Here is a 25120-nt window from a genome sequence, read left to right as displayed (position 1 = left end):
TGATTAAATTCAACGATTGTGGGCTTGCAGATCGTGTTGGATACGACCTTCCATCGCTTCATACTGGCGAAAGAAGAGCAGTGGTACAGCCGCGAGAGCAAAGAGCAGCGCAGGGACCCAGATAAATGCCAGGCTGATACCTTCCAACCCCGCAGCCGTCTGTTGTTGGTTGGGGATATAACCAAAGCTGTCCATAATAAAGGCAGCGAAAGCTGTACCGATACCACTGCCCATCTTGATGCAGAAGGTGCTGCCGAAGGCGATCAGAATGCCGGTAGCTTTAATGCCGGTTTTCCAGCGACCAAAGTCAACGGCGAAACCGAGCATCGCGAAAGGCATAGAACAGGCGATACCGCTGCCGATATTGGCGAGTACCCAGGCGGCGATCATCAAAGGGATGCTGTCGGCAGCCAGCCACATGAGGCCCCCGCCTAACATCGCAACCAGCAGCCCGGTAATCCAAATCCAGGTTTTGGTGAGATAGCGACTGAAGAACGGAATGGCAATGATAAACAGGATCTGAATGGTGGCGAGGCTGTTAACCAGCGGGACCAGATCTTTGCGATCCAGATTGTAGGTTAAATAGTAAACAATAGTAGTGTTGCGCTGCTGTAGGGCAATCCAGAAGATAAGGTTCGCCACTACCATCAGGAGCCACGGCCAGTTCCCTTTCATTGCCGAAAAACTCTTTTTCATCGGCAGTCGTGGTTCTTGCTGTATTTTATCGGTATCCAGTTCGCGAATATTTTTAAAGGCAAACAACGTTAAGGCACAGGATATTACGGCAAAGACTATGGCAGTATATATAAAGCCTGCTTTATCGTTACCATTACCAAGGAAAGCGACCAATGGCAATGCTGTCGCATTCATTAATAGTACGCCAATTTGCCCACCAGTCATGCGATATGAGTTTAATACCAGGCGTTCCTTTGGTGACAGCGTCATCAGCGGTAATATAGCGCTTAATGGTGTATTCAACCCAGTGAACAGAATGCTGGCTAACATGTACGATATTGCTGCATAAACAGCTTTCCCTGTCATGCTGATATCGGGTGACCAGAAAGAAAGCGCACTAAATACAGCAAAAGGTAATGGTAACCATAAAAACCATGGACGGCATTTTCCATAACGCGAATGGGTTTTATCGATAATGATTCCCCACACTGGCGCATCAATACCGTCTACAATGCGCGCCAGCAGTAGGATTATGCCTGCAACCGCCAGACTAATCCCTGCTACGTCGGTGTAGAAATAAAGAATGTAGGTAGAGCCAAAACAGTAGAGCAGATTACCGGCAACATCCAGTGAGCCGTAGCTAATCCGCTGTATTAAAGGTAAGGAATCGGATGAAGTTGATTGAGTAGTTTCAATGACGGAACTCATTATATTCTCTCCAGAACAAGAATGCCTGTCTCAGAAAAAAAGCTTTTATTTTCTAAGCAAATACATACTGACTTTCCTTAATGCATATTTATTAATGATTTAAACAACGTTGTGGGAATGAGGTTAGTTAAGGAGAGTGATGGCGACAATTATAATTTTTCGTTTTAAGTTTGCGTTAATTCGTTTTTGGCTTTGTTTCTCTGTATTTTGTTATGCAGTTCACGTTTTATCAGAGAATAAAACATTTTAACTTTTATGATGAAATGTTAAATGTTTTATACTTGGGGAAATATATGGCGGCAGAAATAAGTAAAAGAGATATGCCTTTCATTTGAAATTTCCAGGCGTGCAGGCATAAAAAAACCCGCTTGCGCGGGCTTTTTCACAAAGCTTCAGCAAATTGGCAATTAAGCCAGTTTGTTGATCTGTGCAGTCAGGTTAGCCTTATGACGTGCAGCTTTGTTTTTGTGGATCAGACCTTTAGCAGCCTGACGGTCCACGATTGGTTGCATTTCGTTAAATGCTTTCTGTGCAGCAGCTTTGTCGCCAGCTTCGATAGCTGCGTATACTTTCTTGATGAAAGTACGCATCATAGAGCGACGGCTTGCGTTGTGCTTACGAGCCTTTTCAGACTGAATGGCGCGCTTCTTAGCTGATTTGATATTAGCCAAGGTCCAACTCCCAAATGTGTTCTATATGGACAATTCAAAGGCCGAGGAATATGCCCTTTTAGCCTTCTTTTGTCAATGGATTTGTGCAAATAAGCGCCGTTAATGTGCCGGCACTCGTTACGTAGTGATGGCGCAGGATTCTACCAGCTTGCGGGGTGTGAATACAGCTTTTCCGCGATAAAAATTGCAGCAGGCGGTCAGTTTCTTCCCGTGATTTGCGCCATGGCAATGAAAAGCCACTTCTTTCTGATTTCGGTACTCAATCGCCGGTTAACCTTGACCGCTGTACAAGGTATACTCGGACGATTTTCACTGTTTTGAGCCAGACATGAAGCTGATACGCGGCATACATAATCTCAGCCAGGCCCCGCAAGAAGGGTGTGTGCTGACTATTGGTAATTTCGACGGCGTGCATCGCGGTCATCGCGCGCTGTTACAGGGCTTGCAGGAAGAAGGGCGCAAGCGCAACTTACCGGTGATGGTGATGCTTTTTGAACCTCAACCACTGGAACTGTTTGCTACTGATAAAGCCCCGGCACGGCTGACCCGGCTGCGGGAAAAACTGCGTTACCTTGCAGAGTGTGGCGTTGATTACGTGCTGTGCGTGCGTTTTGACAGGCGTTTTGCGGCGTTAACCGCGCAAAACTTCATCAGTGATCTTCTGGTGAGGCACTTGCGGGTAAAATTTCTTGCCGTAGGTGACGATTTCCGCTTTGGCGCTGGTCGTGAAGGCGATTTCTTGTTATTACAGAAAGCGGGCATGGAATACGGCTTCGATATCACCAGTACGCAAACTTTTTGCGAAGGTGGCGTGCGTATCAGCAGCACCGCCGTGCGTCAGGCGCTGGCGGATGACAATCTGGCTCTGGCAGAAAGTTTACTGGGGCACCCGTTTGCCATCTCCGGGCGTGTAGTCCACGGTGATGAATTAGGGCGCACTATAGGTTTCCCGACGGCGAATGTACCGCTACGCCGTCAGGTTTCCCCGGTGAAAGGGGTTTATGCGGTAGAAGTGCTGGGCCTCGGTGAAAAGCCGTTACCCGGCGTGGCAAACATCGGAACACGCCCAACGGTTGCCGGTATTCGCCAGCAGCTGGAAGTGCATTTGTTAGATGTTGCAATGGACCTTTACGGTCGCCATATACAAGTAGTGCTGCGTAAAAAAATACGCAATGAGCAGCGATTTGCGTCGCTGGACGAACTGAAAGCGCAGATTGCGCGTGATGAATTAACCGCCCGCGAATTTTTTGGGCTAACAAAACCGGCTTAAGCCTGTTATGTAATCAAACCGAAACACGGAACCGAGAATCTGATGAGTGACTATAAATCAACCCTGAATTTGCCGGAAACAGGGTTCCCGATGCGTGGCGATCTCGCCAAGCGCGAACCGGGAATGCTGGCGCGTTGGACTGATGATGATCTGTACGGCATCATCCGTGCGGCTAAAAAAGGCAAAAAAACCTTCATTCTGCATGATGGCCCTCCTTATGCGAATGGCAGCATTCATATTGGTCACTCGGTTAACAAGATTCTGAAAGACATTATCGTGAAGTCCAAAGGGCTTTCCGGTTATGACTCGCCGTATGTGCCTGGCTGGGACTGCCATGGTCTGCCGATCGAGCTGAAAGTAGAGCAAGAATACGGTAAGCCGGGGGAGAAATTCACCGCCGCTGAGTTCCGCGCCAAGTGCCGCGAATACGCTGCGACCCAGGTTGACGGTCAGCGCAAAGACTTTATCCGTCTGGGCGTGCTGGGCGACTGGTCGCACCCGTACCTGACCATGGACTTCAAAACTGAAGCCAACATCATCCGCGCGCTGGGCAAAATCATCGGCAACGGTCACCTGCACAAAGGCGCGAAGCCGGTGCACTGGTGCGTTGACTGCCGTTCTGCACTGGCAGAAGCGGAAGTTGAGTATTACGACAAAACTTCTCCGTCCATCGACGTCGCTTTCCAGGCGGTCGATCAGGATGCACTGAAAGCAAAATTTGCCGTAAGCAACGTTAACGGCCCAATCTCGCTGGTGATCTGGACCACTACGCCGTGGACTCTGCCTGCCAACCGCGCAATCTCTATTGCACCTGATTTCGACTATGCGCTGGTGCAGATCGACGGTCAGGCCGTGATTCTGGCGAAAGATCTGGTTGAAAGCGTAATGCAGCGTATCGGCGTGACCGATTACACCATTCTCGGCACGGTAAAAGGTGCGGAGCTTGAGCTGCTGCGCTTTACCCATCCGTTTATGGGCTTCGACGTTCCGGCAATCCTCGGCGATCACGTTACCCTGGATGCCGGTACCGGTGCCGTTCACACCGCGCCTGGCCACGGCCCGGACGACTATGTGATCGGTCAGAAATACGGCCTGGAAACCGCTAACCCGGTTGGCCCGGACGGCACTTATCTGCCGGGTACTTACCCGACGCTGGATGGCGTGAACGTTTTCAAAGCGAACGATATCGTTGTTGCGCTGCTGCAGGAAAAAGGCGCGCTGTTGCACGTTGAGAAAATGCAGCACAGCTATCCGTGCTGCTGGCGTCACAAAACGCCGATCATCTTCCGCGCGACGCCGCAGTGGTTCGTCAGCATGGATCAGAAAGGTCTGCGTGCGCAGTCACTGAAAGAGATCAAAGGCGTGCAGTGGATCCCGGACTGGGGCCAGGCGCGTATCGAGTCGATGGTTGCTAACCGTCCTGACTGGTGTATCTCCCGTCAGCGCACCTGGGGCGTACCGATGTCACTGTTCGTGCATAAAGACACGGAAGAGCTGCATCCGCGTACCCTCGAACTGATGGAAGAAGTGGCAAAACGCGTTGAAGTTGATGGCATCCAGGCGTGGTGGGATCTCGATGCGAAAGAGATCCTCGGAGATGAAGCTGATCAGTACGTGAAAGTGCCGGATACTCTCGACGTATGGTTTGACTCCGGATCTACCCACTCTTCTGTTGTTGACGTGCGTCCGGAATTTGCTGGTCACGCAGCGGACATGTATCTGGAAGGTTCTGACCAACACCGTGGTTGGTTCATGTCTTCCCTGATGATCTCCACCGCGATGAAAGGCAAAGCGCCGTATCGTCAGGTACTGACCCACGGCTTTACCGTAGATGGTCAGGGTCGCAAGATGTCTAAATCTATCGGCAACACCGTTTCGCCGCAGGACGTGATGAACAAACTCGGCGCGGATATTCTGCGTCTGTGGGTGGCATCAACTGACTACACCGGTGAAATGGCCGTTTCTGACGAGATCCTGAAACGTGCTGCCGACAGCTATCGTCGTATCCGTAACACCGCGCGCTTCCTGCTGGCAAACCTGAACGGTTTTGATCCGGCAAAAGATATGGTGAAACCGGAAGAGATGGTGGTACTGGATCGCTGGGCCGTAGGTTGTGCAAAAGCGGCACAGGAAGACATCCTCAAGGCGTACGAAGCATACGATTTCCACGAAGTGGTACAGCGTCTGATGCGCTTCTGCTCCGTTGAAATGGGTTCCTTCTACCTCGACATCATCAAAGACCGTCAGTACACCGCCAAAGCGGACAGTGTGGCGCGTCGTAGCTGCCAGACTGCGCTGTATCACATCGCAGAAGCGCTGGTGCGCTGGATGGCACCAATCCTCTCCTTCACCGCTGATGAAGTGTGGGGCTACCTGCCGGGCGAACGTGAAAAATACGTCTTCACCGGTGAGTGGTACGAAGGCCTGTTTGGTCTGGCAGACAGTGAAGCAATGAACGATGCGTTCTGGGACGAGCTGTTGAAAGTGCGTGGCGAAGTGAACAAAGTCATTGAGCAAGCGCGTGCCGACAAGAAAGTGGGTGGCTCGCTGGAAGCGGCAGTAACCTTGTATGCAGAACCGGAACTGGCGGCGAAACTGACCGCGCTGGGCGATGAATTACGATTTGTCCTGTTGACCTCCGGCGCTACCGTTGCAGACTATAACGATGCACCTGCTGATGCTCAGCAGAGCGAAGTACTCAAAGGGCTGAAAGTCGCGTTGAGTAAAGCCGAAGGTGAGAAGTGCCCACGCTGCTGGCACTACACCCAGGATGTCGGCAAGGTGGCGGAACACGCAGAAATCTGCGGCCGCTGTGTCAGCAACGTCGCCGGTGACGGTGAAAAACGTAAGTTTGCCTGATGAGTCAATCGATCTGTTCAACAGGGCTACGCTGGCTGTGGCTGGTGGTAGTCGTGCTGATTATCGATCTGGGCAGCAAATACCTGATCCTCCAGAACTTTGCTCTGGGGGATACGGTCCCGCTGTTCCCGTCGCTTAATCTGCATTATGCGCGTAACTATGGCGCGGCGTTTAGTTTCCTTGCCGATAGCGGCGGCTGGCAGCGTTGGTTCTTTGCCGGTATTGCGATTGGTATTAGCGTGATCCTGGCAGTGATGATGTATCGCTCGAAGGCCACGCAGAAGCTAAACAATATCGCTTACGCGCTGATTATTGGCGGCGCACTGGGCAACCTGTTCGACCGCCTGTGGCACGGCTTCGTTGTCGATATGATCGACTTCTACGTCGGCGACTGGCACTTCGCCACCTTCAACCTTGCCGATACTGCCATTTGTGTCGGTGCGGCACTGATTGTGCTGGAAGGTTTTTTACCTTCTAAAGCGAAAAAACAATAATAAACCCTGCCGGATGCAGCCTACAGATTGCTGCGAAATCGTAGGCCGCATCCGGCAAAAATCCTCAAAAATAAGAGCAAACCTGCATGTCTGAATCTGTACAGAGCAATAGCGCCGTCCTGGTGCACTTCACGCTAAAACTCGACGATGGCACCACCGCCGAGTCTACCCGCAACAACGGTAAACCGGCACTGTTCCGCCTGGGCGATGCTTCTCTTTCTGAAGGGCTGGAGCAACACCTGCTGGGGCTGAAAGTGGGCGATAAAACCACTTTCACGCTGGAGCCCGATGCGGCGTTTGGCGTGCCGTCACCGGACCTGATTCAGTACTTCTCCCGCCGTGAATTTATGGATGCAGGCGAGCCAGAAATTGGCGCAATCATGCTTTTTACCGCAATGGATGGCAGTGAGATGCCTGGCGTGATCCGCGAAATTAACGGCGACTCTATTACCGTTGATTTCAACCATCCGCTGGCCGGGCAGACCGTTCATTTTGATATTGAAGTGCTGGAAATCGATCCGGCACTGGAGGCGTAACATGCAGATCCTGTTGGCCAACCCGCGTGGTTTTTGTGCCGGGGTAGACCGCGCTATCAGCATTGTTGAAAACGCGCTGGCCATTTACGGCGCACCGATATATGTCCGTCACGAAGTGGTGCATAACCGCTACGTGGTCGATAGCCTGCGCGAGCGTGGGGCTATCTTTATTGAGCAGATTAGCGAAGTACCGGACGGCGCGATCCTGATTTTCTCCGCACACGGTGTTTCTCAGGCGGTACGTAACGAAGCGAAAAGCCGTGATTTAACGGTATTCGACGCCACCTGCCCGCTGGTGACCAAAGTGCATATGGAAGTCGCCCGCGCCAGTCGCCGTGGCGAAGAATCTATTCTCATCGGCCACGCCGGGCACCCGGAAGTGGAAGGTACGATGGGCCAGTACAGTAACCCGGAAGGGGGAATGTATCTGGTCGAATCGCCAGACGATGTGTGGAAACTGACGGTCAAAAACGAAGAGAAGCTCTCCTTTATGACCCAAACCACGCTGTCGGTGGATGACACGTCTGATGTGATCGACGCGCTGCGTAAACGTTTCCCGAAAATTGTCGGTCCGCGCAAAGATGACATCTGCTACGCCACGACTAACCGTCAGGAAGCAGTACGCGCCCTGGCAGAACAGGCGGAAGTGGTGCTGGTGGTCGGTTCGAAAAACTCCTCCAACTCCAACCGTCTGGCGGAGCTGGCCCAGCGTATGGGCAAACGCGCGTTTTTGATTGACGATGCGAAAGATATCCAGGAAGAGTGGGTGAAAGAGGTTAAATGCGTCGGCGTGACTGCGGGCGCATCGGCTCCGGATATTCTGGTGCAGAATGTGGTGGCACGTTTGCAGCAGCTGGGCGGTGGTGAAGCCATTCCGCTGGAAGGCCGTGAAGAAAACATTGTTTTCGAAGTGCCGAAAGAGCTGCGTGTCGATATTCGTGAAGTCGATTAAGTCATTAGCAGCCTAAGTTATGCGAAAATGCCGGTCTTGTTACCGGCATTTTTTATGGAGAAAACATGCGTTTACCTATCTTCCTCGATACAGACCCCGGCATTGACGATGCTGTTGCCATTGCCGCCGCGATTTTTGCCCCCGAACTCGATCTGCAACTGATGACCACTGTCGCGGGTAATGTTTCGGTAGAGAAAACGACCCGCAACGCCCTGCAACTGCTGCATTTCTGGAATGTGGATATTCCGCTTGCCCAGGGAGCCGCTGTGCCGCTGGTACGCGCACCGCGTAATGCAGCATCTGTGCACGGTGAATCGGGAATGGCTGGCTACGACTTTGTCGAGCACAACAGAAGCCCACTGGACAAACCCGCATTTCTGGCGATTCGTGATGCCCTGATGCGTGCACCAGAGCCTGTTACCCTGGTGGCCATCGGCCCGTTAACCAATATTGCGCTGTTACTTTCACAATGCCCGGAATGTAAACAGTATATTCGTCGTCTGGTGATCATGGGCGGTTCTGCTGGTCGCGGCAACTGTACACCAAACGCCGAGTTTAATATCGCTGCCGATCCAGAAGCGGCAGCCTGTGTCTTCCGTAGCGGCATCGAAATCGTTATGTGCGGTCTGGATGTCACCAATCAGGCAATATTAACTCCTGACTATCTCGCTACTTTGCCGGAGTTGAATCGTACCGGGAAAATGTTGCACGCCCTGTTTAGCCACTACCGTAGCGGCAGTATGCAAAGCGGTCTGCGTATGCACGATCTCTGCGCTATCGCCTGGCTGGTGCGCCCAGACTTGTTCACTCTCAAACCGTGTTTTGTGGCGGTGGAAACTCAGGGTGAATTTACCTCAGGTACTACGGTTGTTGATATTGATGGTTGCCTGAGTAAACCTGCAAACGTGCAGGTGGCGCTGGATCTGGATGTGAAAGGTTTCCAGCAGTGGGTGGCTGAGGTGCTGGCTCTGGCGTCGTAACCTGTCACATGTTATCGGCATGCAGTCATTCATCGACTCATGCCTTTCACTGATATCCCTCCCTGTTTATCATTAATTTCTAATTATCAGCGTTTTTGGCTGGCGGCGTAGCGATGCGCTGGTTACTCTGAAAACGGTCTATGCAAATTAACAAAAGAGAATAGCTATGCATGATGCAAACATCCGCGTTGCCATCGCGGGAGCCGGGGGGCGTATGGGCCGCCAGTTGATTCAGGCGGCGCTGGCATTAGAAGGCGTGCAGCTGGGCGCGGCGCTGGAGCGCGAAGGATCTTCTTTACTGGGCAGCGACGCCGGTGAGCTGGCGGGTGCAGGAAAAACAGGCGTTACTGTGCAAAGCAGCCTTGATGCGATAAAAGATGATTTTGATGTGTTTATCGATTTTACCCGTCCGGAAGGTACGCTGAACCATCTCGCTTTTTGTCGCCAGCATGGCAAAGGTATGGTGATCGGCACTACGGGGTTTGACGAAGCCGGTAAACAGGCGATTCGTGACGCCGCCGCCGATATTGCGATTGTCTTTGCCGCCAATTTTAGCGTTGGCGTTAACGTCATGCTTAAACTGCTGGAGAAAGCAGCCAAAGTGATGGGGGACTACACCGATATCGAAATTATTGAAGCACATCATAGACATAAAGTTGATGCGCCGTCAGGCACCGCACTGGCAATGGGAGAGGCGATCGCCCACGCCCTGGATAAAGATCTGAAAGATTGCGCGGTCTACAGTCGTGAAGGCCATACCGGTGAACGTGTGCCTGGCACCATTGGTTTTGCCACCGTGCGTGCAGGTGACATCGTTGGCGAACATACCGCGATGTTTGCCGATATTGGCGAGCGTCTGGAGATCACCCATAAGGCATCCAGCCGCATGACATTTGCTAACGGTGCGGTAAGATCGGCTTTGTGGTTGAGTGGTAAGGAAAGTGGTCTTTTTGATATGCGAGATGTGCTTGATCTCAATAATCTGTAACCACAAAATATGTATAGTGATGCAAAAATAACACATTTAATTCATTGAATATAAAGGGCTTTAATTTTTGGCCCTTTTATTTTTAGTGTTATGCTTTTAAATTTAATGCAAATGCCGAAAATTACATGTTTTGCATTCTGTTTTTGTTGTTTTAATGTAAATTTTGACCATTTGGTCCACTTTTTTCTGCTCATTTTGATTTCATGCAATCTTCTTGCTGCGCAAGCGTTTTCCAGAACATGTTATATGATCTTTTTGTCGCTTAATGCCTGTAAAACATGCATGAGCCACAAAATAATATAAAAAATCCCGCCATTAAGTTGACTTTTAGCGCCCATATCTCCAGAATGCCGCCGTTTGCCAGAAATTCGTCGGTAAGCAGATTTGCATTGATTTACGTCATCATTGTGAATTAATATGCAAATAAAGTGAGTGAATATTCTCTGGAGGGTGTTTTGATTAAGTCAGCGCTATTGGTTCTGGAAGACGGAACCCAGTTTCACGGTCGGGCCATAGGGGCAACAGGTTCGGCGGTTGGGGAAGTCGTTTTCAATACTTCAATGACCGGTTATCAAGAAATCCTCACTGATCCTTCCTATTCTCGTCAAATCGTTACTCTTACTTATCCCCATATTGGCAATGTCGGCACTAATGACGCCGATGAAGAATCTTCTCAGGTACATGCACAAGGTCTGGTGATTCGCGACCTGCCGCTGATTGCCAGCAACTTCCGTAATACCGAAGACCTCTCTTCTTACCTGAAGCGCCATAACATCGTGGCGATTGCTGATATCGATACTCGTAAGCTGACGCGTTTACTGCGCGAGAAAGGCGCACAGAATGGCTGCATTATCGCGGGCGATAACCCGGATGCGGCGCTGGCGTTAGAAAAAGCCCGCGCGTTCCCAGGTCTGAACGGCATGGATCTGGCAAAAGAAGTGACCACCGCAGAAACGTATAGCTGGACACAAGGGAGCTGGACGCTGACCGGCGGCCTGCCAGAAGCGAAGAAAGAAGACGAGCTGCCGTTCCACGTCGTGGCTTATGATTTTGGTGCCAAGCGCAACATCCTACGTATGCTGGTGGATAGAGGTTGTCGACTGACCATCGTTCCGGCACAAACTTCTGCGGAAGATGTGCTGAAAATGAATCCGGACGGCATCTTCCTCTCCAACGGTCCTGGCGACCCGGCCCCGTGCGATTACGCCATTACCGCCATCCAGAAATTCCTCGAAACCGATATTCCGGTATTCGGCATCTGTCTCGGTCATCAGCTGCTGGCGCTGGCGAGCGGTGCGAAGACCATCAAAATGAAATTTGGTCACCACGGCGGCAACCATCCGGTTAAAGATGTTGAGAAAAACGTGGTGATGATCACCGCCCAGAACCACGGTTTTGCGGTGGACGAAGCAACATTACCTGCAAACCTGCGTGTCACACATAAATCCCTGTTCGACGGTACGTTACAGGGGATTCATCGCACCGATAAACCGGCGTTCAGCTTCCAGGGTCACCCGGAAGCCAGCCCTGGTCCACACGACGCCGCGCCGTTGTTCGACCACTTTATCGCGTTAATTGAGCAGTACCGTAAAACCGCTAAGTAATCAGGAGTAAAAGAGCCATGCCAAAACGTACAGATATAAAAAGTATCCTGATTCTGGGTGCGGGCCCGATTGTTATCGGTCAGGCGTGTGAGTTTGACTACTCTGGCGCGCAAGCATGTAAAGCCCTGCGTGAAGAAGGTTACCGCGTCATTCTGGTGAACTCTAACCCTGCGACCATCATGACCGACCCGGAAATGGCTGATGCAACCTACATCGAGCCGATTCACTGGGAAGTGGTACGCAAGATTATTGAAAAAGAGCGCCCGGACGCGGTGCTGCCAACCATGGGCGGTCAGACGGCGCTGAACTGCGCGCTGGAGCTGGAACGTCAGGGCGTGCTGGAAGAGTTCGGCGTCACCATGATTGGTGCCACTGCCGATGCGATTGATAAAGCAGAAGACCGCCGCCGTTTCGACGTAGCGATGAAGAAAATCGGCCTCGAAACCGCGCGTTCCGGTATCGCGCACACCATGGAAGAAGCGCTGGCGGTTGCCGCTGACGTGGGCTTCCCGTGCATTATTCGCCCATCCTTTACCATGGGTGGTAGCGGTGGCGGTATCGCTTATAACCGCGAAGAGTTTGAAGAAATTTGCGCCCGCGGTCTGGATCTCTCTCCGACCAAAGAGTTGCTGATTGACGAGTCGCTGATCGGCTGGAAAGAGTACGAGATGGAAGTGGTGCGTGATAAAAACGACAACTGCATCATCGTCTGCTCTATCGAAAACTTTGATGCGATGGGCATCCACACCGGTGACTCCATCACTGTCGCGCCAGCCCAAACGCTGACCGACAAAGAATATCAAATCATGCGTAATGCCTCGATGGCGGTGCTGCGTGAAATCGGCGTTGAAACCGGCGGTTCCAACGTCCAGTTTGCGGTGAACCCGAAAAACGGTCGCCTGATTGTTATCGAAATGAACCCGCGCGTGTCGCGTTCTTCGGCGCTGGCGTCGAAAGCGACCGGTTTCCCGATTGCTAAAGTGGCGGCGAAACTGGCGGTGGGTTACACCCTCGACGAACTGATGAACGACATCACCGGCGGGCGTACTCCGGCCTCCTTCGAGCCGTCCATCGACTACGTGGTCACCAAAATTCCTCGCTTCAACTTCGAGAAATTCGCCGGGGCGAACGACCGTCTGACCACTCAGATGAAATCGGTTGGCGAAGTGATGGCGATTGGGCGCACGCAGCAGGAATCCCTGCAAAAAGCGCTGCGCGGCCTGGAAGTGGGCGCAACTGGCTTCGACCCGAAAGTCAGCCTCGATGATCCGGAAGCGCTGACCAAAATTCGCCGCGAACTGAAAGATGCAGGCGCAGAGCGTATCTGGTATATCGCTGATGCCTTCCGCGCGGGCCTGTCTGTAGACGGTGTGTTTAATTTGACCAACATTGATCGCTGGTTCCTGGTACAGATTGAAGAGCTGGTGCGTCTGGAAGAGAAAGTCGCAGAAGTGGGCATCACTGGCCTGAACGCTGACTTCCTGCGCCAGCTGAAACGCAAAGGCTTTGCCGACGCGCGTCTGGCAAAACTCGCGGGCGTGCGTGAAGCAGAAATCCGCAAGCTGCGCGACCAGTATGACCTGCACCCGGTTTATAAGCGCGTGGATACCTGTGCGGCAGAGTTCGCCACCGACACCGCTTACATGTACTCCACTTATGAAGAAGAGTGCGAAGCGAATCCGTCTACCGACCGTGAAAAAATCATGGTGCTCGGCGGCGGCCCGAACCGTATCGGTCAGGGTATCGAATTCGACTACTGCTGCGTACACGCCTCGCTGGCGCTGCGCGAAGACGGTTACGAAACCATTATGGTTAACTGTAACCCGGAAACCGTCTCTACCGACTACGACACTTCCGATCGCCTCTACTTCGAGCCGGTAACTCTGGAAGACGTGCTGGAAATTGTGCGTATTGAGAAGCCGAAAGGCGTTATCGTCCAGTACGGCGGTCAGACCCCGCTGAAACTGGCGCGCGCGCTGGAAGCGGCTGGCGTACCGGTTATCGGTACCAGCCCGGATGCCATCGACCGTGCGGAAGACCGTGAACGCTTCCAGCATGCGGTTGAGCGTCTGAAACTGAAACAACCGGCGAACGCCACCGTTACCACCATCGAAATGGCGGTTGAGAAAGCGAAAGAGATTGGCTACCCGCTGGTGGTGCGTCCGTCTTACGTTCTCGGCGGTCGGGCGATGGAAATCGTCTATGACGAAGCTGACCTGCGTCGCTACTTCCAGACAGCGGTCAGCGTATCTAACGATGCGCCAGTGTTGCTGGACCACTTCCTTGATGACGCAGTAGAAGTTGACGTGGATGCCATCTGCGACGGCGAAATGGTGCTGATTGGCGGCATCATGGAGCATATTGAGCAGGCGGGCGTGCACTCCGGTGACTCCGCATGTTCTCTGCCAGCCTACACCTTAAGTCAGGAAATTCAGGATGTGATGCGCCAGCAGGTGCAGAAACTGGCCTTCGAATTGCAGGTGCGCGGCCTGATGAACGTGCAGTTTGCGGTGAAAAACAACGAAGTCTACCTGATTGAAGTTAACCCGCGTGCGGCGCGTACCGTTCCGTTCGTCTCCAAAGCCACCGGCGTACCGCTGGCGAAAGTGGCGGCGCGCGTGATGGCAGGCAAAACGCTGGCCGAGCAGGGCGTAACCAAAGAAGTTATCCCGCCGTACTACTCGGTGAAAGAAGTGGTGCTGCCGTTCAATAAATTCCCGGGCGTTGACCCGCTGTTAGGGCCAGAAATGCGCTCTACCGGGGAAGTCATGGGCGTGGGCCGCACTTTCGCTGAAGCGTTTGCCAAAGCGCAGCTGGGCAGCAACTCCACCATGAAGAAACACGGTCGTGCGCTGCTTTCCGTGCGCGAAGGCGACAAAGAACGCGTGGTGGACCTGGCGGCAAAACTGCTGAAACAGGGCTTCGAGCTGGATGCGACCCACGGCACGGCGATTGTGCTGGGCGAAGCGGGTATCAATCCGCGTCTGGTAAACAAGGTGCATGAGGGCCGTCCGCACATTCAGGACCGCATCAAGAATGGCGAATATACCTACATCATCAACACCACCTCAGGCCGTCGTGCGATTGAAGACTCCCGCGTGATCCGTCGCAGTGCGCTGCAATATAAAGTGCATTATGACACCACCCTGAACGGTGGTTTCGCTACCGCGATGGCGCTGAATGCCGATGCGACTGAAAAAGTAATTTCGGTGCAGGAAATGCACGCGCAGATCAAATAATAGCGTGTCATGGCGGATATTTTTCATCCGCTAATTTGATCGAATAACTAATACGGTTCTCTGATGAGGACCGTTTTTTTTGCCCATTAAGTAAATCTTTTGGGGAATCGATATTTTTGATGACATAAGCAGGATTTAGCTCACACTTATCGACGGTGAAGTTGCATACTATCGATATATCCACAATTTTAATATGGCCTTGTTTAATTGCTTCAAAACGAGTCATAGCCAGACTTTTAATTTGTGAAACTGGAGTTCGTATGTGTGAAGGATATGTTGAAAAACCACTCTACTTGTTAATCGCCGAATGGATGATGGCTGAAAATCGGTGGGTGATAGCAAGAGAGATCTCTATTCATTTCGATATTGAACACAGCAAGGCGGTTAATACCCTGACTTATATTCTGTCGGAAGTCACAGAAATAAGCTGCGAAGTTAAGATGATCCCTAATAAGCTGGAAGGGCGGGGATGCCAGTGTCAGCGACTGGTTAAAGTGGTCGATATCGATGAGCAAATTTACGCGCGCCTGCGCAATAACAGTCGGGAAAAATTAGTCGGCGTAAGAAAGACGCCGCGTATTCCTGCCGTTCCGCTCACGGAACTTAACCGCGAGCAGAAGTGGCAGATGATGTTGTCAAAGAGTATGCGTCGTTAATGTCATTTCGATGATACCGTGCGACCTGGTCGCCGGATGCGATGCTGGCGCATCTTATCCGGCCTACGGTTGCTCTCCAGCCAGGTCGGATAAGGCGTTTATGCCGCATCCGACGATGTTACCGTTTCGGCGCAACATCCGTCGTCCCCTGCAAACGGGGGCGATTTCCCTCCATTTGCCTCAGTGGTTGCGTTTCATGTAACGATGCATGACAGCGCCCGACAAGATCCTGATACTCTTTAGTATTCAACCGTTTCCAGTGTAACTCGTCGTCACTCACGCTGCGTACAGCGCGGGCTGGCGTACCCATCAACAACTGGCGTTTCTCGCCGCGAAAGCCCGCTTTGACAAAGCTCATAGCGGCAACAATGCTCTCTTCGCCAATGACCGCGCCATCCATAATCACGCTGTTCATCCCGACCAGTGCATCGCGACCAATCACACAACCATGCAGGATCGCTCCGTGCCCGATATGGCCGTTTTCCCCAACGATGGTGTCAGTGTCGCAGTAGCCATGCATAATGCAGCCATCCTGAATATTGGCTCCCGCTTGCACGAGCAACCGCCCGTAGTCACCACGCAGTGAGGCGAGTGGACCGATGTAGACACCGGCTCCCACAATCACATCGCCAATCAAGACTGCACTGGGATGGACAAACGCCGTCGGGTGAACCACCGGAATTAACCCCTCAAAGGCGTAATAGCTCACGGTTGTTAACGTCCTTTCCACACTGGATCGCGCTTCTCGGCAAACGCCAGCGGCCCTTCAATGGCATCCTCCGAATGCAGAACCGATGGATAGTTTTTCAACACGCCGCTGCGAATATAGCGATACGCTTCTTCTACCGGCATTTCGCTGGTGGTGCGGTAGATCTCTTTCAGCGCCGCAATCGCCAGCGGAGCGCTGTTAACCAGCTGCTGCGCCAGTTCGCGGGCGTTATCCATCAGTTCCGCCTGGCTAACCACGCGGTTGACTACCCCCCAACGCAGCGCCTCTTCTGCGCCCATTCGTCTGCCGGTCATCACCATTTCATTGACGATGGCAGGCGGCAGGATCTTCGGCAGACGCAGCACGCCGCCGCTGTCAGGAACGATGCCCAGTTTGGCTTCCGGTAGGGCGAAGCTGGCGTTATCGGCACAAACAATAAAATCTGCCGCCAGCGCCAGTTCAAAGCCGCCGCCAAAGGCATAGCCGTTCACAGCTGCGATGACCGGTTTGTCGAGATTGAAAATTTCGGTTAATCCCGCAAAACCTCCCGGGCCAAAGTCAGCATCCGGTGCTTCGCCTTCTGCTGCCGCTTTTAAATCCCAGCCCGCGGAAAAGAATTTCTCTCCGGCACCGGTAATAATGGCGACACGTAATTGCGGATCGTCACGGAAATTTAGAAATACTTCGCCCATTTCAAAGCTGGTTTTTGCATCAATAGCATTCGCTTTTGGACGATCAAGGGTAATTTCCAGAATTGATCCATTGCGGGTCAGATGTAATGATTCACTCATTCCTTTTCTCCATTTTTGCTTTTTCAGGGACGACAACATCCCTGCAAAAAATGCATATTGTTTTAGAGCGTGATTATTAGCTGGCAGGGTAGTTCCCTGCCGTTTCATTTATTTCAGATTCTTTCTAATTATTTTCCCCGAGCAATTACGTGGCAGATCTTTTCTGATCTCCAGATAAGAGGGCACTTTAAATTTCGCCATATTTTGTTCGCAGAAGCGGAAAAATTCCTCTTCGCTCAATGTTTCACCTTCATTCAGCACCACAAATGCTTTGATGGCTTCATCGCGTATCGAATCTTTAATTCCCACAACCACGATATCCTGAATTTTTGGATGGGTGGCGATGATATTTTCGAGCTCCACGCAGGAGACATTCTCGCCACCGCGTTTGATCATATTGCAGCGGCGATCGACGAAATAAAAAAAGCCCTCTTCGTCGCGGTATCCGGTATCGCCGGTATGTAGCCAGCCGTCGGCTTCCAGCACTTTCGCAGTGGCTTTCGGGTTGAGAAAATACTCTTTGAAGATGGTTTTCCCTGGTACGCCTTTAATACAGATTTCACCGATCTCACCTGCCGGGAGCGGGCGATTGTGATCGTCGCGGATCTCCGCTTCGTAGCAAAAGCCCGCCCGACCAATCGACGGCCAGCGCCGTTTATCGCCAGGGCGATCGCCGATAATGCCCACAATGGTTTCCGTCATCCCATAAGACGTCAGCAAGCGAACGCCGAAGCGTTCACAAAATGCGTCTTTTTCCTGCGCCGACAAGTTGAGATAAAACATCACTTCCCGCAGGCGGTGTTGCTGATCGTTCGCAGAAGGCGGTTGCACCATCAAGGTACGGATCATCATCGGAATACATTCGGTAATGGTGGCGCGGTACTTCTGCACCTGTCCCCAGAAGGCGCGGGCGCTGTATTTCTCGACCAGCACAAAGGTGGCCCCGGCAGAAAACGCCGCCATCGCCGCAGTACACTGGCAATCGATATGAAACGCAGGCATTACCGTCAGGTAGACGTCATCGTCACGCAGTGCACACTGCCAGGCGGAGTAATATCCAGCGAAGCGCAGGTTGTAATGGGTAATCACCACACCTTTCGGTCGGGAGGTAGTGCCGGAGGTGAAGAGAATTTCCGCCGTATCGTCAGTCGATAGCGGCGGTGCATAGCACAAGGTGGCAGGTTGTTGATTTTTCAGTTGAGTAAACGAACTCACGCCATCATCAGCGGGAAGTGCCACATCTGTCAGGCAAATGTGCCGCAACTGCGTGGCATCTTCCTGCTGAATCTGTTGATACATGGGATAGAATTGCGCACTGGTCACCAGCAGGCACGCCTGGCTATTTTGCAGGATCCACGCGCTTTCCTCGCGTAACAGGCGGGCGTTAATCGGCACCATAATCGCGCCAATTTTTGCCAGCCCGAACCAGCAAAAGATAAATTCCGGGCAGTTGTCGAGATGTAGAGCAACCTTGTCGCCTTTGCGAATCCCCAGCGTATAAAACAGGTTTGCCGTGCGGTTAATCTCCTGATTTAACTCAAGATAACTATACCGGTTAACGACTCCGCCGCTGGATTCACAAATCAGCGCCGTTTTATGACCGTAAACGTCCGCCAGATCGTCCCACATTTGACGTAGATGTTGTCCGCCAATGATATCCATTGCACCTCTATCCATTTTTGTTCGTTTGTTATTGGGCGGGCGCTAGTCAGGCAAGCTGACTGACGCCACGCGTTTAGTCCTCAACTTTGGCCAGACCTTTGCTGACCAACTCCTGAATGTCGTTTTCGCTGTAGCCGATATTTTTCAAAATGGCAGCCGTGTCCATGCCATGTGAGGGCATTCCGCGCCAGATTTGTCCGGGGTTATTTTTGAATTTCGGCATGATGTTCGGCCCTTTGCAGGTGCGACCATCCATCGTTTGCCACTGAGTGATTGATTCGCGAGCCATATACTGTGGATTGCTTTCCAGTTCCGGTACGGTCAGTACTTTGGCACAGGCGATATTCAGTTCGGCAAAGCGTTCTTTAACTTCTGCGATGGTATGTGCCGCCAGCCAGGCATCGAGTTTCTCTTCTACCAGTGGGCCGTAAGGGCATTCGATACGGTGTATAAGTTGAGTGCCTTCCGGAATTTCTGGCGTGCCGAGCAGATGCGCGAGGCCAATATCTTTAAAGCACTCTGCAATTTGAGTAATGCCCACCAGTTCCATCACGATGTAGCCGTCGGCGCATTTATACAGACCGCAACCGGCGTAGTAGGGATCTTTACCTTTGGTCATGCGCGGGCACATTTCGCCGCCGTTGAAGTAATCCATCATGAAGTACTGGCCCATGCGCAACATCACTTCATACATGGCGATGTCGATGCTTTCGCCTTTGCCGGTTTCACGCACTTTATGCAGTGCTGCCAGCGCCGCCGTGGTGGCAGTCAGGCCAGAAAAGTAATCGGCGGTATACGGGAAGGCAGGCATTGGCTGGTCAACATCACCGTTCTGAATCAGGTAACCACTAAAGGCCTGGGCGATAGTGTTATAGGCCGGAAGATTGGTGTACTCCTCGGTGCCGTACTGACCAAAACCGGACAGGTGAGCGATAACCAGTTTCGGGTTGTGCTGCCACAGTACTTCATCGGTAATGCCACGACGGGCAAAGGCCGGACCTTTACTGGCTTCGATGAAGATATCGGTGGTTTCCATTAATTTCAGAAACGCTTCGCGGCCTTCATCTTTGAAAATATTTAACGACAGCGCGTGCAAATTGCGGCGGGAGAGCTGCGGGTAGTTCGGTTGAACGCGAATGGTGTCGGCCCAGGCGACGTTCTCGATCCAGATAACTTCCGCACCCCATTCTGCGAACATTTGCCCGGCAAACGGTCCGGCGATTTCGATACCGGAGAAGACAACGCGCAATCCGGCCAACGGCCCGAATTTCGGCATGGGTAGATGATCCATTATTAGCTCCTGAAAAATTTATGTAGCGCATGACTGCCGGATGCGGCGTAAACGCTTTATCCGGCCTACATTCGTGCTCCCGTAGGTCTGATAAGACGCGTCAGCGTCGCATCAGGCAGCGCACGGACTTAGCGGTATTGCTTCAGCACCGCGCGACCCAGCGTCAGGATCTGCATTTCGTCAGATCCTCCGGAAACGCGGTCTACACGCAGGTCACGCCAGAAGCGGCTGATGCGGTGGTTGCCCGCAATCCCGACACCGCCCAGCACCTGCATTGCGCTATCCACCACTTCAAATGCCGCATTGGCGCAGAAGTATTTGCACATCGCTGCATCGCCAGAGGTGATGGTGCCGTTGTCTGCTTTCCACGCTGCTTCATACAGCATGTTTTTCATGGAGTTTAATTTGATCGCCATGTGGGCGAATTTTTCCTGAATCAACTGGAAACGACCAATAGCCTCGCCAAACTGCACACGCTGGTTGGCGTAGCGCGCCGCATCTTCAAAGGCGCACATCGCCGTACCGTAGTTGGTCAGGGCTACCAGGAAACGTTCATGGTCGAACTCTTCTTTGACGCGGTTAAAGCCGTTACCTTCCCGACCGAACATGTCTTTCTCGTCCAGTTCCACGTCGTCAAAAGTGATTTCACAGCAGCTATCCATACGCAGACCGAGCTTTTCAAGTTTGGTCACTTTGATGCCCGGTTTGCTCATATCAACAAACCATTCGGTGTAGACAGGTTTGTCCGGAGAAGCCCCGTCGCGCGCCATCACCACGATGTACGGGGTGTAGGCGCTACTGGTAATAAAACACTTACTACCATTAAGATAAATCTTACCATTTCTACGGGTATAAGTCGTTTTCAGGCTACCCACGTCGGAGCCCGCGCCCGGTTCGGTAATCGCTGAGTTCCACATCTGCTTACCGGTGCCGCGGAAAGCCATAATTTTGTCGATCTGCTCTTGTGTGCCTTCGCGCAGGAAGGTGTTGAACCCGCCCGGCAACTGGTACAGTACATAGGTTGGTGCCCCCAGACGTCCCAGCTCCATCCACACGGCGGCGAGAGTCACAAACCCCGCGTCCAGACCACCGTGCTCTTCAGGGATCAGCAGACTGTCGATCCCCATATCCGCCAGTGCTTTGACAAAACGTTCCGGGTAGACGCTGTCACGGTCGCACTCGGCAAAATAGGCCTCCCAGTTTTCGCTGGCCATAAGTTCGCGGATACCGGCGACAAACAGTTCCTGCTCATCATTTAAATTAAAATCCATCTTTCAACCTCTTGATATTTTGGGGGTTAATTAATCTTTCCAGTTCTGTTTCGCGTCTTTAATAAAGGAGAGCGTCACCATAATGTTGACGAAGAACAGCGGGCATCCTCCGGCGATAATGGCAGTTTGAATCGGTTTCAGGCCGCCGAGCGCCAGCAGAACAATACCGATAATGCCAACCAGAATTGACCAGCCGATACGCACCAGCAGCGGTGGCTCTTCACCATCGCGTACTTCGCGGCAAGTGGACATCGCCAGGGTATAAGAGCAGGCGTTAACCAGCGTAACGGTGGCAATAAAGCAGAGGATGAAGAAGCCCCACATGGTGGCGGTGCTGAGTGGCAGAGCGGCCCAGGTTTCGATGATGGCGCGCGCCACACCGTACTGTTCGATCAGATTTGGAATGTTGATGATGTTTTTATCCATCAACAGCAGAGTGTTACTACCGAGTACAGTCCACAGGATCCAGGTTGACGCTGTCAGCCCCAGCACCATGCCGAAGCACAGTTCACGCACGGTACGACCACGGGAGATGCGGGCGAGGAAGATACTCATCTGGATAGCGTAAATCACCCACCATGCCCAGTAGAACACGGTCCAGCCCTGCGGGAAGCCGCCTTTAGCGATGGGATCGGTATAGAACAACATTCGCGGCAGATACATCAGCAACATCCCCACCGAATCGGTGAAGTAGTTCATGATGAAGCTGGCACCGCTGACAATGAACACCCAACCCAGCATCAGGAAGCTCAGGTAACTACGCACGTCACTGGCGATACGTACCCCTTTTTGCAGACCGCAGGCGACGCAAATGGCGTTGAGGATAATCCAGCAGGTAATGATGATAGCGTCCAGTTGCAGGGTATGCGGAATGCCAAACAACCATTGCATACACTCGGTCACCAGCGGCGTGGCAAGGCCCAGACTGGTACCCATCGCGAAGATCAAGGCGACGAGATAGAAGTTGTCGACGATGGTACCGAACAACCCTTTGGCATGTTTTTCACCCACCAGCGGCACCAGTGTCGAGCTGGGGCGAATCACTTCCATTTTGCGGACAAAGAAGAAGTAAGCGAAGGCGACAGAAAGGAAGCTGTAAGTGGCCCACGGCAGAGGTCCCCAGTGGAACAAGCTGTAAGCCAGCCCCAACTCTTTCGCCCCTGTCGAGTTCGGTTCTAAGCCAAACGGCGGGGTGGAGATGTAGTAGTAGATCTCAATCGATCCCCAGAACAGTACGGCAGCAGACGTACAGGAGGCGAACATCATAAAGATCCAACTGGCGGTGCTAAATTCTGGCGGTTCGTTACCTAAACGCTTTTTGGCATACGGGCCAAACACCAGCCAGAACCAACCGAAAAGCATCACTACCATATACCATTCAAATGCCCATCCCCATACATTGGTGACGTAACTGAATACAGCATTAATAACGACATTCGCTGCATCCAGATCTCTGACTGTAAGCCAACAAAGTATGCCGACGATAATTAACGGCGGAAAGAAAACCTTCGGTTCTATTCCCGTTTTTCTCTTTTCATTCTTCATGAGTTAATTCCACTGTGAAAACGAATATTTATTTTGCGTTCCCGTTTGTTTTATTTTTGTTAACATTTAATATAATTATTATTAACCTCGTGGACGCGTTAATGGCTAACTCATAATGGGTATTCAATTGGCTGCGTTCTGTGATGTTAGTCACAGTTTTTTATCGGGTAAAAACAGGGCGTTTTTGTGTAAATATTCATTGTTTATCAATGTGATGAGTTTGATTGTGAGTAAAAAAATAGCATCTGACTTTCAATATTGGTGATCCATAAAACAATATTGAAAATTTCTTTTTGCTACGCCATGTTTTCAATATTGGTGAGGAGCTTAACAATATTGAAAGTTGGATTTATCTGCGTGTGACATTTTCAATATTGGTGATTAAAGTTTTATTTCCAAATTAAAGGGCGTGATATCTGTAATTAACACCACCGATATGAACGACGTTTCCTTCATGATTTCTGGAGATGCAATGAAGATTATTACTTGCTATAAGTGCGTGCCTGATGAACAGGATATTGCGGTCAATAATGCTGATGGTTCGTTAGACTTCAGTAAAGCCGATGCCAAAATAAGCCAATACGATCTCAACGCTATTGAAGCGGCTTGCCAGCTAAAGCAACAGGCAGCAGAGGGGCAGGTGACGGCCTTAAGTGTGGGCGGTAAAGCCCTGACCAACGCCAAAGGGCGTAAAGATGTGCTATCGCGCGGTCCGGATGAACTGATTGTGGTGATTGATGACCAGTTCGAGCAGGCACTGCCGCAACAAACGGCGAGCGCACTGGCTGCAGCCGCCCAGAAAGCAGGCTTTGATTTGATCCTCTGTGGCGATGGTTCTTCCGACCTTTATGCCCAGCAGGTTGGTTTGCTGGTAGGCGAAATCCTCAATATTCCGGCAGTTAACGGCGTCAGCAAAATTATCTCCCTGACGGCAGATACCCTCACCGTTGAGCGCGAACTGGAAGATGAAACCGAAACCTTAAGCATTCCGCTGCCTGCGGTTGTTGCTGTTTCCACTGATATCAACTCCCCACAAATTCCTTCGATGAAAGCCATTCTCGGCGCGGCGAAAAAGCCAGTCCAGGTATGGTCGGCGGCGGATATCGGTTTTAACGCAGAGGCAGCCTGGTCAGAACAACAGGTTGCCGCGCCGAAACAGCGCGAGCGTCAGCGCATCGTGATTGAAGGCGACGGCGAAGAACAGATCGCCGCATTTGCTGAAAATCTTCGCAAAGTCATTTAATTACAGGGGATGCTATGAACACGTTTTCTCAAGTCTGGGTATTCAGCGATACCCCTTCTCGTCTGCCGGAACTGATGAACGGTGCGCAGGCTTTAGCTAATCAAATCAACACGTTCGTCCTCAATGATGCCGACGGCGCACAGGCAATCCAGCTCGGCGCTAATCATGTCTGGAAATTAAGCGGCAAACCGGACGAGCGGATGATCGAAGATTACGCCGGTGTCATGGCTGACACTATTCGCCAGCACGGCGCAGACGGTCTGGTGCTGTTGCCAAACACCCGTCGCGGCAAATTACTGGCAGCAAAACTGGGTTATCGCCTTAAAGCGGCGGTGTCTAACGATGCCAGCACCGTCAGCGTACAGGACGGTAAAGCGACAGTGAAACACATGGTTTACGGCGGTCTGGCGATTGGCGAAGAACGCATTGCCACGCCGTATGCGGTACTGACCATCAGCAGCGGCACGTTCGATGTGGCTCAGCCAGACGCGTCACGCACTGGCGAAACGCACACCGTGGAGTGGCAGGCTCCGGCTGTGGCGATTACCCGCACGGCAACCCAGGCGCGCCAGAGCAACAGCGTCGATCTCGACAAAGCCCGTCTGGTGGTCAGCGTCGGTCGCGGCATTGGCAGCAAAGAGAACATTGCGCTGGCAGAACAGCTTTGCAAGGCGATAGGTGCGGAGTTGGCCTGTTCTCGTCCGGTGGCGGAAAACGAAAAATGGATGGAGCACGAACGCTATGTCGGTATCTCCAACCTGATGCTGAAACCTGAACTGTACCTGGCGGTGGGGATCTCCGGGCAGATCCAGCACATGGTTGGCGCTAATGCGTCGCAAACCATTTTCGCCATCAACAAAGATAAAAATGCGCCGATCTTCCAGTACGCGGATTACGGCATTGTTGGCGACGCCGTGAAGATCCTTCCGGCACTGACCGCAGCTTTAGCGCGTTGATCCACTCTGGCAGGGCTGCA

General features: G+C 52.1%; 21 protein-coding genes. 13 read left to right on the top strand and 8 right to left on the bottom strand.

Annotation, left to right across the window (positions count from 1 at the left end; genetic code table 11):
* Positions 1–9: 9 nt before the first annotated feature.
* Together ACJHYW_RS02125 and rpsT are read right to left on the bottom strand one after the other, a co-directional pair.
* Positions 10–1383 carry an MFS transporter gene (locus tag ACJHYW_RS02125; RefSeq protein WP_000099997.1) on the bottom strand — a complete coding sequence of 458 codons (1374 nt, stop codon included), beginning with the start codon at positions 1381–1383 and terminating at the stop codon, positions 10–12.
* Between the two features lie 407 nt (positions 1384–1790).
* On the bottom strand, positions 1791–2054 hold the full coding sequence (gene rpsT, locus ACJHYW_RS02120) for a 30S ribosomal protein S20 (RefSeq protein WP_001274021.1): 264 nt from the start codon (positions 2052–2054) through the stop codon (positions 1791–1793).
* Between the two features lie 102 nt (positions 2055–2156).
* Between rpsT and ACJHYW_RS02115 the strand changes: the two genes are divergently transcribed.
* The 11 genes from ACJHYW_RS02115 to caiF all read left to right on the top strand — a co-directional run bounded on the left by ACJHYW_RS02115 (position 2157) and on the right by caiF (position 15632).
* Positions 2157–2375 (top strand): DUF2575 family protein, encoded by a 219-nt coding sequence (locus ACJHYW_RS02115; RefSeq protein ID WP_001300728.1) that lies wholly within the window; start codon positions 2157–2159, stop codon positions 2373–2375.
* A gap of 7 nt (positions 2376–2382) precedes the next feature.
* Positions 2383–3324, top strand: a complete 942-nt coding sequence (gene ribF, locus ACJHYW_RS02110; RefSeq protein WP_000767339.1) for a bifunctional riboflavin kinase/FAD synthetase — start codon at positions 2383–2385, stop codon at positions 3322–3324.
* A gap of 42 nt (positions 3325–3366) precedes the next feature.
* Positions 3367–6183, top strand: a complete 2817-nt coding sequence (gene ileS, locus ACJHYW_RS02105; protein WP_001286856.1) for an isoleucine--tRNA ligase — start codon at positions 3367–3369, stop codon at positions 6181–6183.
* The gene (gene lspA, locus ACJHYW_RS02100) at positions 6183–6677 is read left to right on the top strand and encodes a signal peptidase II (protein ID WP_000083369.1); all 495 of its coding nucleotides are present in this window, start codon (positions 6183–6185) and stop codon (positions 6675–6677) included. The genes ileS and lspA overlap by 1 nt, the downstream gene beginning before the upstream one ends.
* An 86-nt stretch (positions 6678–6763) precedes the next feature.
* The gene (gene fkpB, locus ACJHYW_RS02095; protein ID WP_000004661.1) at positions 6764–7213 is read left to right on the top strand and encodes an FKBP-type peptidyl-prolyl cis-trans isomerase; all 450 of its coding nucleotides are present in this window, start codon (positions 6764–6766) and stop codon (positions 7211–7213) included.
* Between the two features lies 1 nt (position 7214).
* Positions 7215–8165 (top strand): 4-hydroxy-3-methylbut-2-enyl diphosphate reductase, encoded by a 951-nt coding sequence (ispH, locus tag ACJHYW_RS02090; RefSeq protein WP_001166395.1) that lies wholly within the window; start codon positions 7215–7217, stop codon positions 8163–8165.
* Positions 8166–8230: 65 nt separating this feature from the next.
* Positions 8231–9145, top strand: coding sequence for a ribonucleoside hydrolase RihC (rihC, locus tag ACJHYW_RS02085; RefSeq protein WP_061092954.1), 915 nt, complete (start codon positions 8231–8233; stop codon positions 9143–9145).
* Between the two features lie 166 nt (positions 9146–9311).
* The gene (gene dapB, locus ACJHYW_RS02080; RefSeq protein WP_000543585.1) at positions 9312–10133 is read left to right on the top strand and encodes a 4-hydroxy-tetrahydrodipicolinate reductase; all 822 of its coding nucleotides are present in this window, start codon (positions 9312–9314) and stop codon (positions 10131–10133) included.
* A gap of 455 nt (positions 10134–10588) precedes the next feature.
* A complete protein-coding gene (carA, locus tag ACJHYW_RS02075; protein ID WP_001361349.1) occupies positions 10589–11737 on the top strand; it encodes a glutamine-hydrolyzing carbamoyl-phosphate synthase small subunit in 1149 nt (382 codons plus the stop codon).
* Positions 11738–11754: 17 nt separating this feature from the next.
* A complete protein-coding gene (gene carB, locus ACJHYW_RS02070) occupies positions 11755–14976 on the top strand; it encodes a carbamoyl-phosphate synthase large subunit (protein WP_001126358.1) in 3222 nt (1073 codons plus the stop codon).
* Positions 14977–15236: 260 nt separating this feature from the next.
* The gene (gene caiF, locus ACJHYW_RS02065; protein ID WP_000333125.1) at positions 15237–15632 is read left to right on the top strand and encodes a carnitine metabolism transcriptional regulator CaiF; all 396 of its coding nucleotides are present in this window, start codon (positions 15237–15239) and stop codon (positions 15630–15632) included.
* 118 nt (positions 15633–15750) lie between these two features.
* Here caiF and caiE read toward each other — a convergent pair whose 3' ends face one another.
* The 6 genes from caiE to caiT all read right to left on the bottom strand — a co-directional run bounded on the left by caiE (position 15751) and on the right by caiT (position 22901).
* Positions 15751–16341: a carnitine operon protein CaiE gene (gene caiE / locus ACJHYW_RS02060; RefSeq protein WP_000122898.1), complete on the bottom strand. Its 591-nt coding sequence runs from the start codon at positions 16339–16341 to the stop codon at positions 15751–15753.
* Positions 16342–16346: 5 nt separating this feature from the next.
* On the bottom strand, positions 16347–17132 hold the full coding sequence (gene caiD / locus ACJHYW_RS02055; protein WP_001361348.1) for a crotonobetainyl-CoA hydratase: 786 nt from the start codon (positions 17130–17132) through the stop codon (positions 16347–16349).
* A gap of 108 nt (positions 17133–17240) precedes the next feature.
* Positions 17241–18794 (bottom strand): crotonobetaine/carnitine-CoA ligase, encoded by a 1554-nt coding sequence (gene caiC, locus ACJHYW_RS02050; protein ID WP_001361347.1) that lies wholly within the window; start codon positions 18792–18794, stop codon positions 17241–17243.
* Positions 18795–18867: 73 nt separating this feature from the next.
* The gene (gene caiB, locus ACJHYW_RS02045) at positions 18868–20085 is read right to left on the bottom strand and encodes an L-carnitine CoA-transferase (RefSeq protein ID WP_000349940.1); all 1218 of its coding nucleotides are present in this window, start codon (positions 20083–20085) and stop codon (positions 18868–18870) included.
* A gap of 128 nt (positions 20086–20213) precedes the next feature.
* Entirely contained in the window at positions 20214–21356 is a 1143-nt protein-coding gene (gene caiA / locus ACJHYW_RS02040) for a crotonobetainyl-CoA dehydrogenase (protein ID WP_000347117.1), read from the bottom strand.
* A gap of 30 nt (positions 21357–21386) precedes the next feature.
* A complete protein-coding gene (gene caiT / locus ACJHYW_RS02035) occupies positions 21387–22901 on the bottom strand; it encodes an L-carnitine/gamma-butyrobetaine antiporter (protein WP_000787109.1) in 1515 nt (504 codons plus the stop codon).
* Positions 22902–23373: 472 nt separating this feature from the next.
* Between caiT and ACJHYW_RS02030 the strand changes: the two genes are divergently transcribed.
* The gene (locus tag ACJHYW_RS02030; RefSeq protein WP_000692225.1) at positions 23374–24144 is read left to right on the top strand and encodes an electron transfer flavoprotein; all 771 of its coding nucleotides are present in this window, start codon (positions 23374–23376) and stop codon (positions 24142–24144) included.
* Positions 24145–24158: 14 nt separating this feature from the next.
* Positions 24159–25100 (top strand): electron transfer flavoprotein subunit alpha/FixB family protein, encoded by a 942-nt coding sequence (locus ACJHYW_RS02025; protein WP_001091512.1) that lies wholly within the window; start codon positions 24159–24161, stop codon positions 25098–25100.
* Positions 25101–25120 lie beyond the last annotated feature (20 nt).

Origin of the sequence: Escherichia sp. WS3063 (assembly GCF_046486595.1) — a bacterium.
GTDB lineage: Bacteria > Pseudomonadota > Gammaproteobacteria > Enterobacterales > Enterobacteriaceae > Escherichia > Escherichia coli.
Note: the sequence above shows the minus strand (reverse complement) of the source record. Positions and strands in the feature narration are given on the sequence as shown.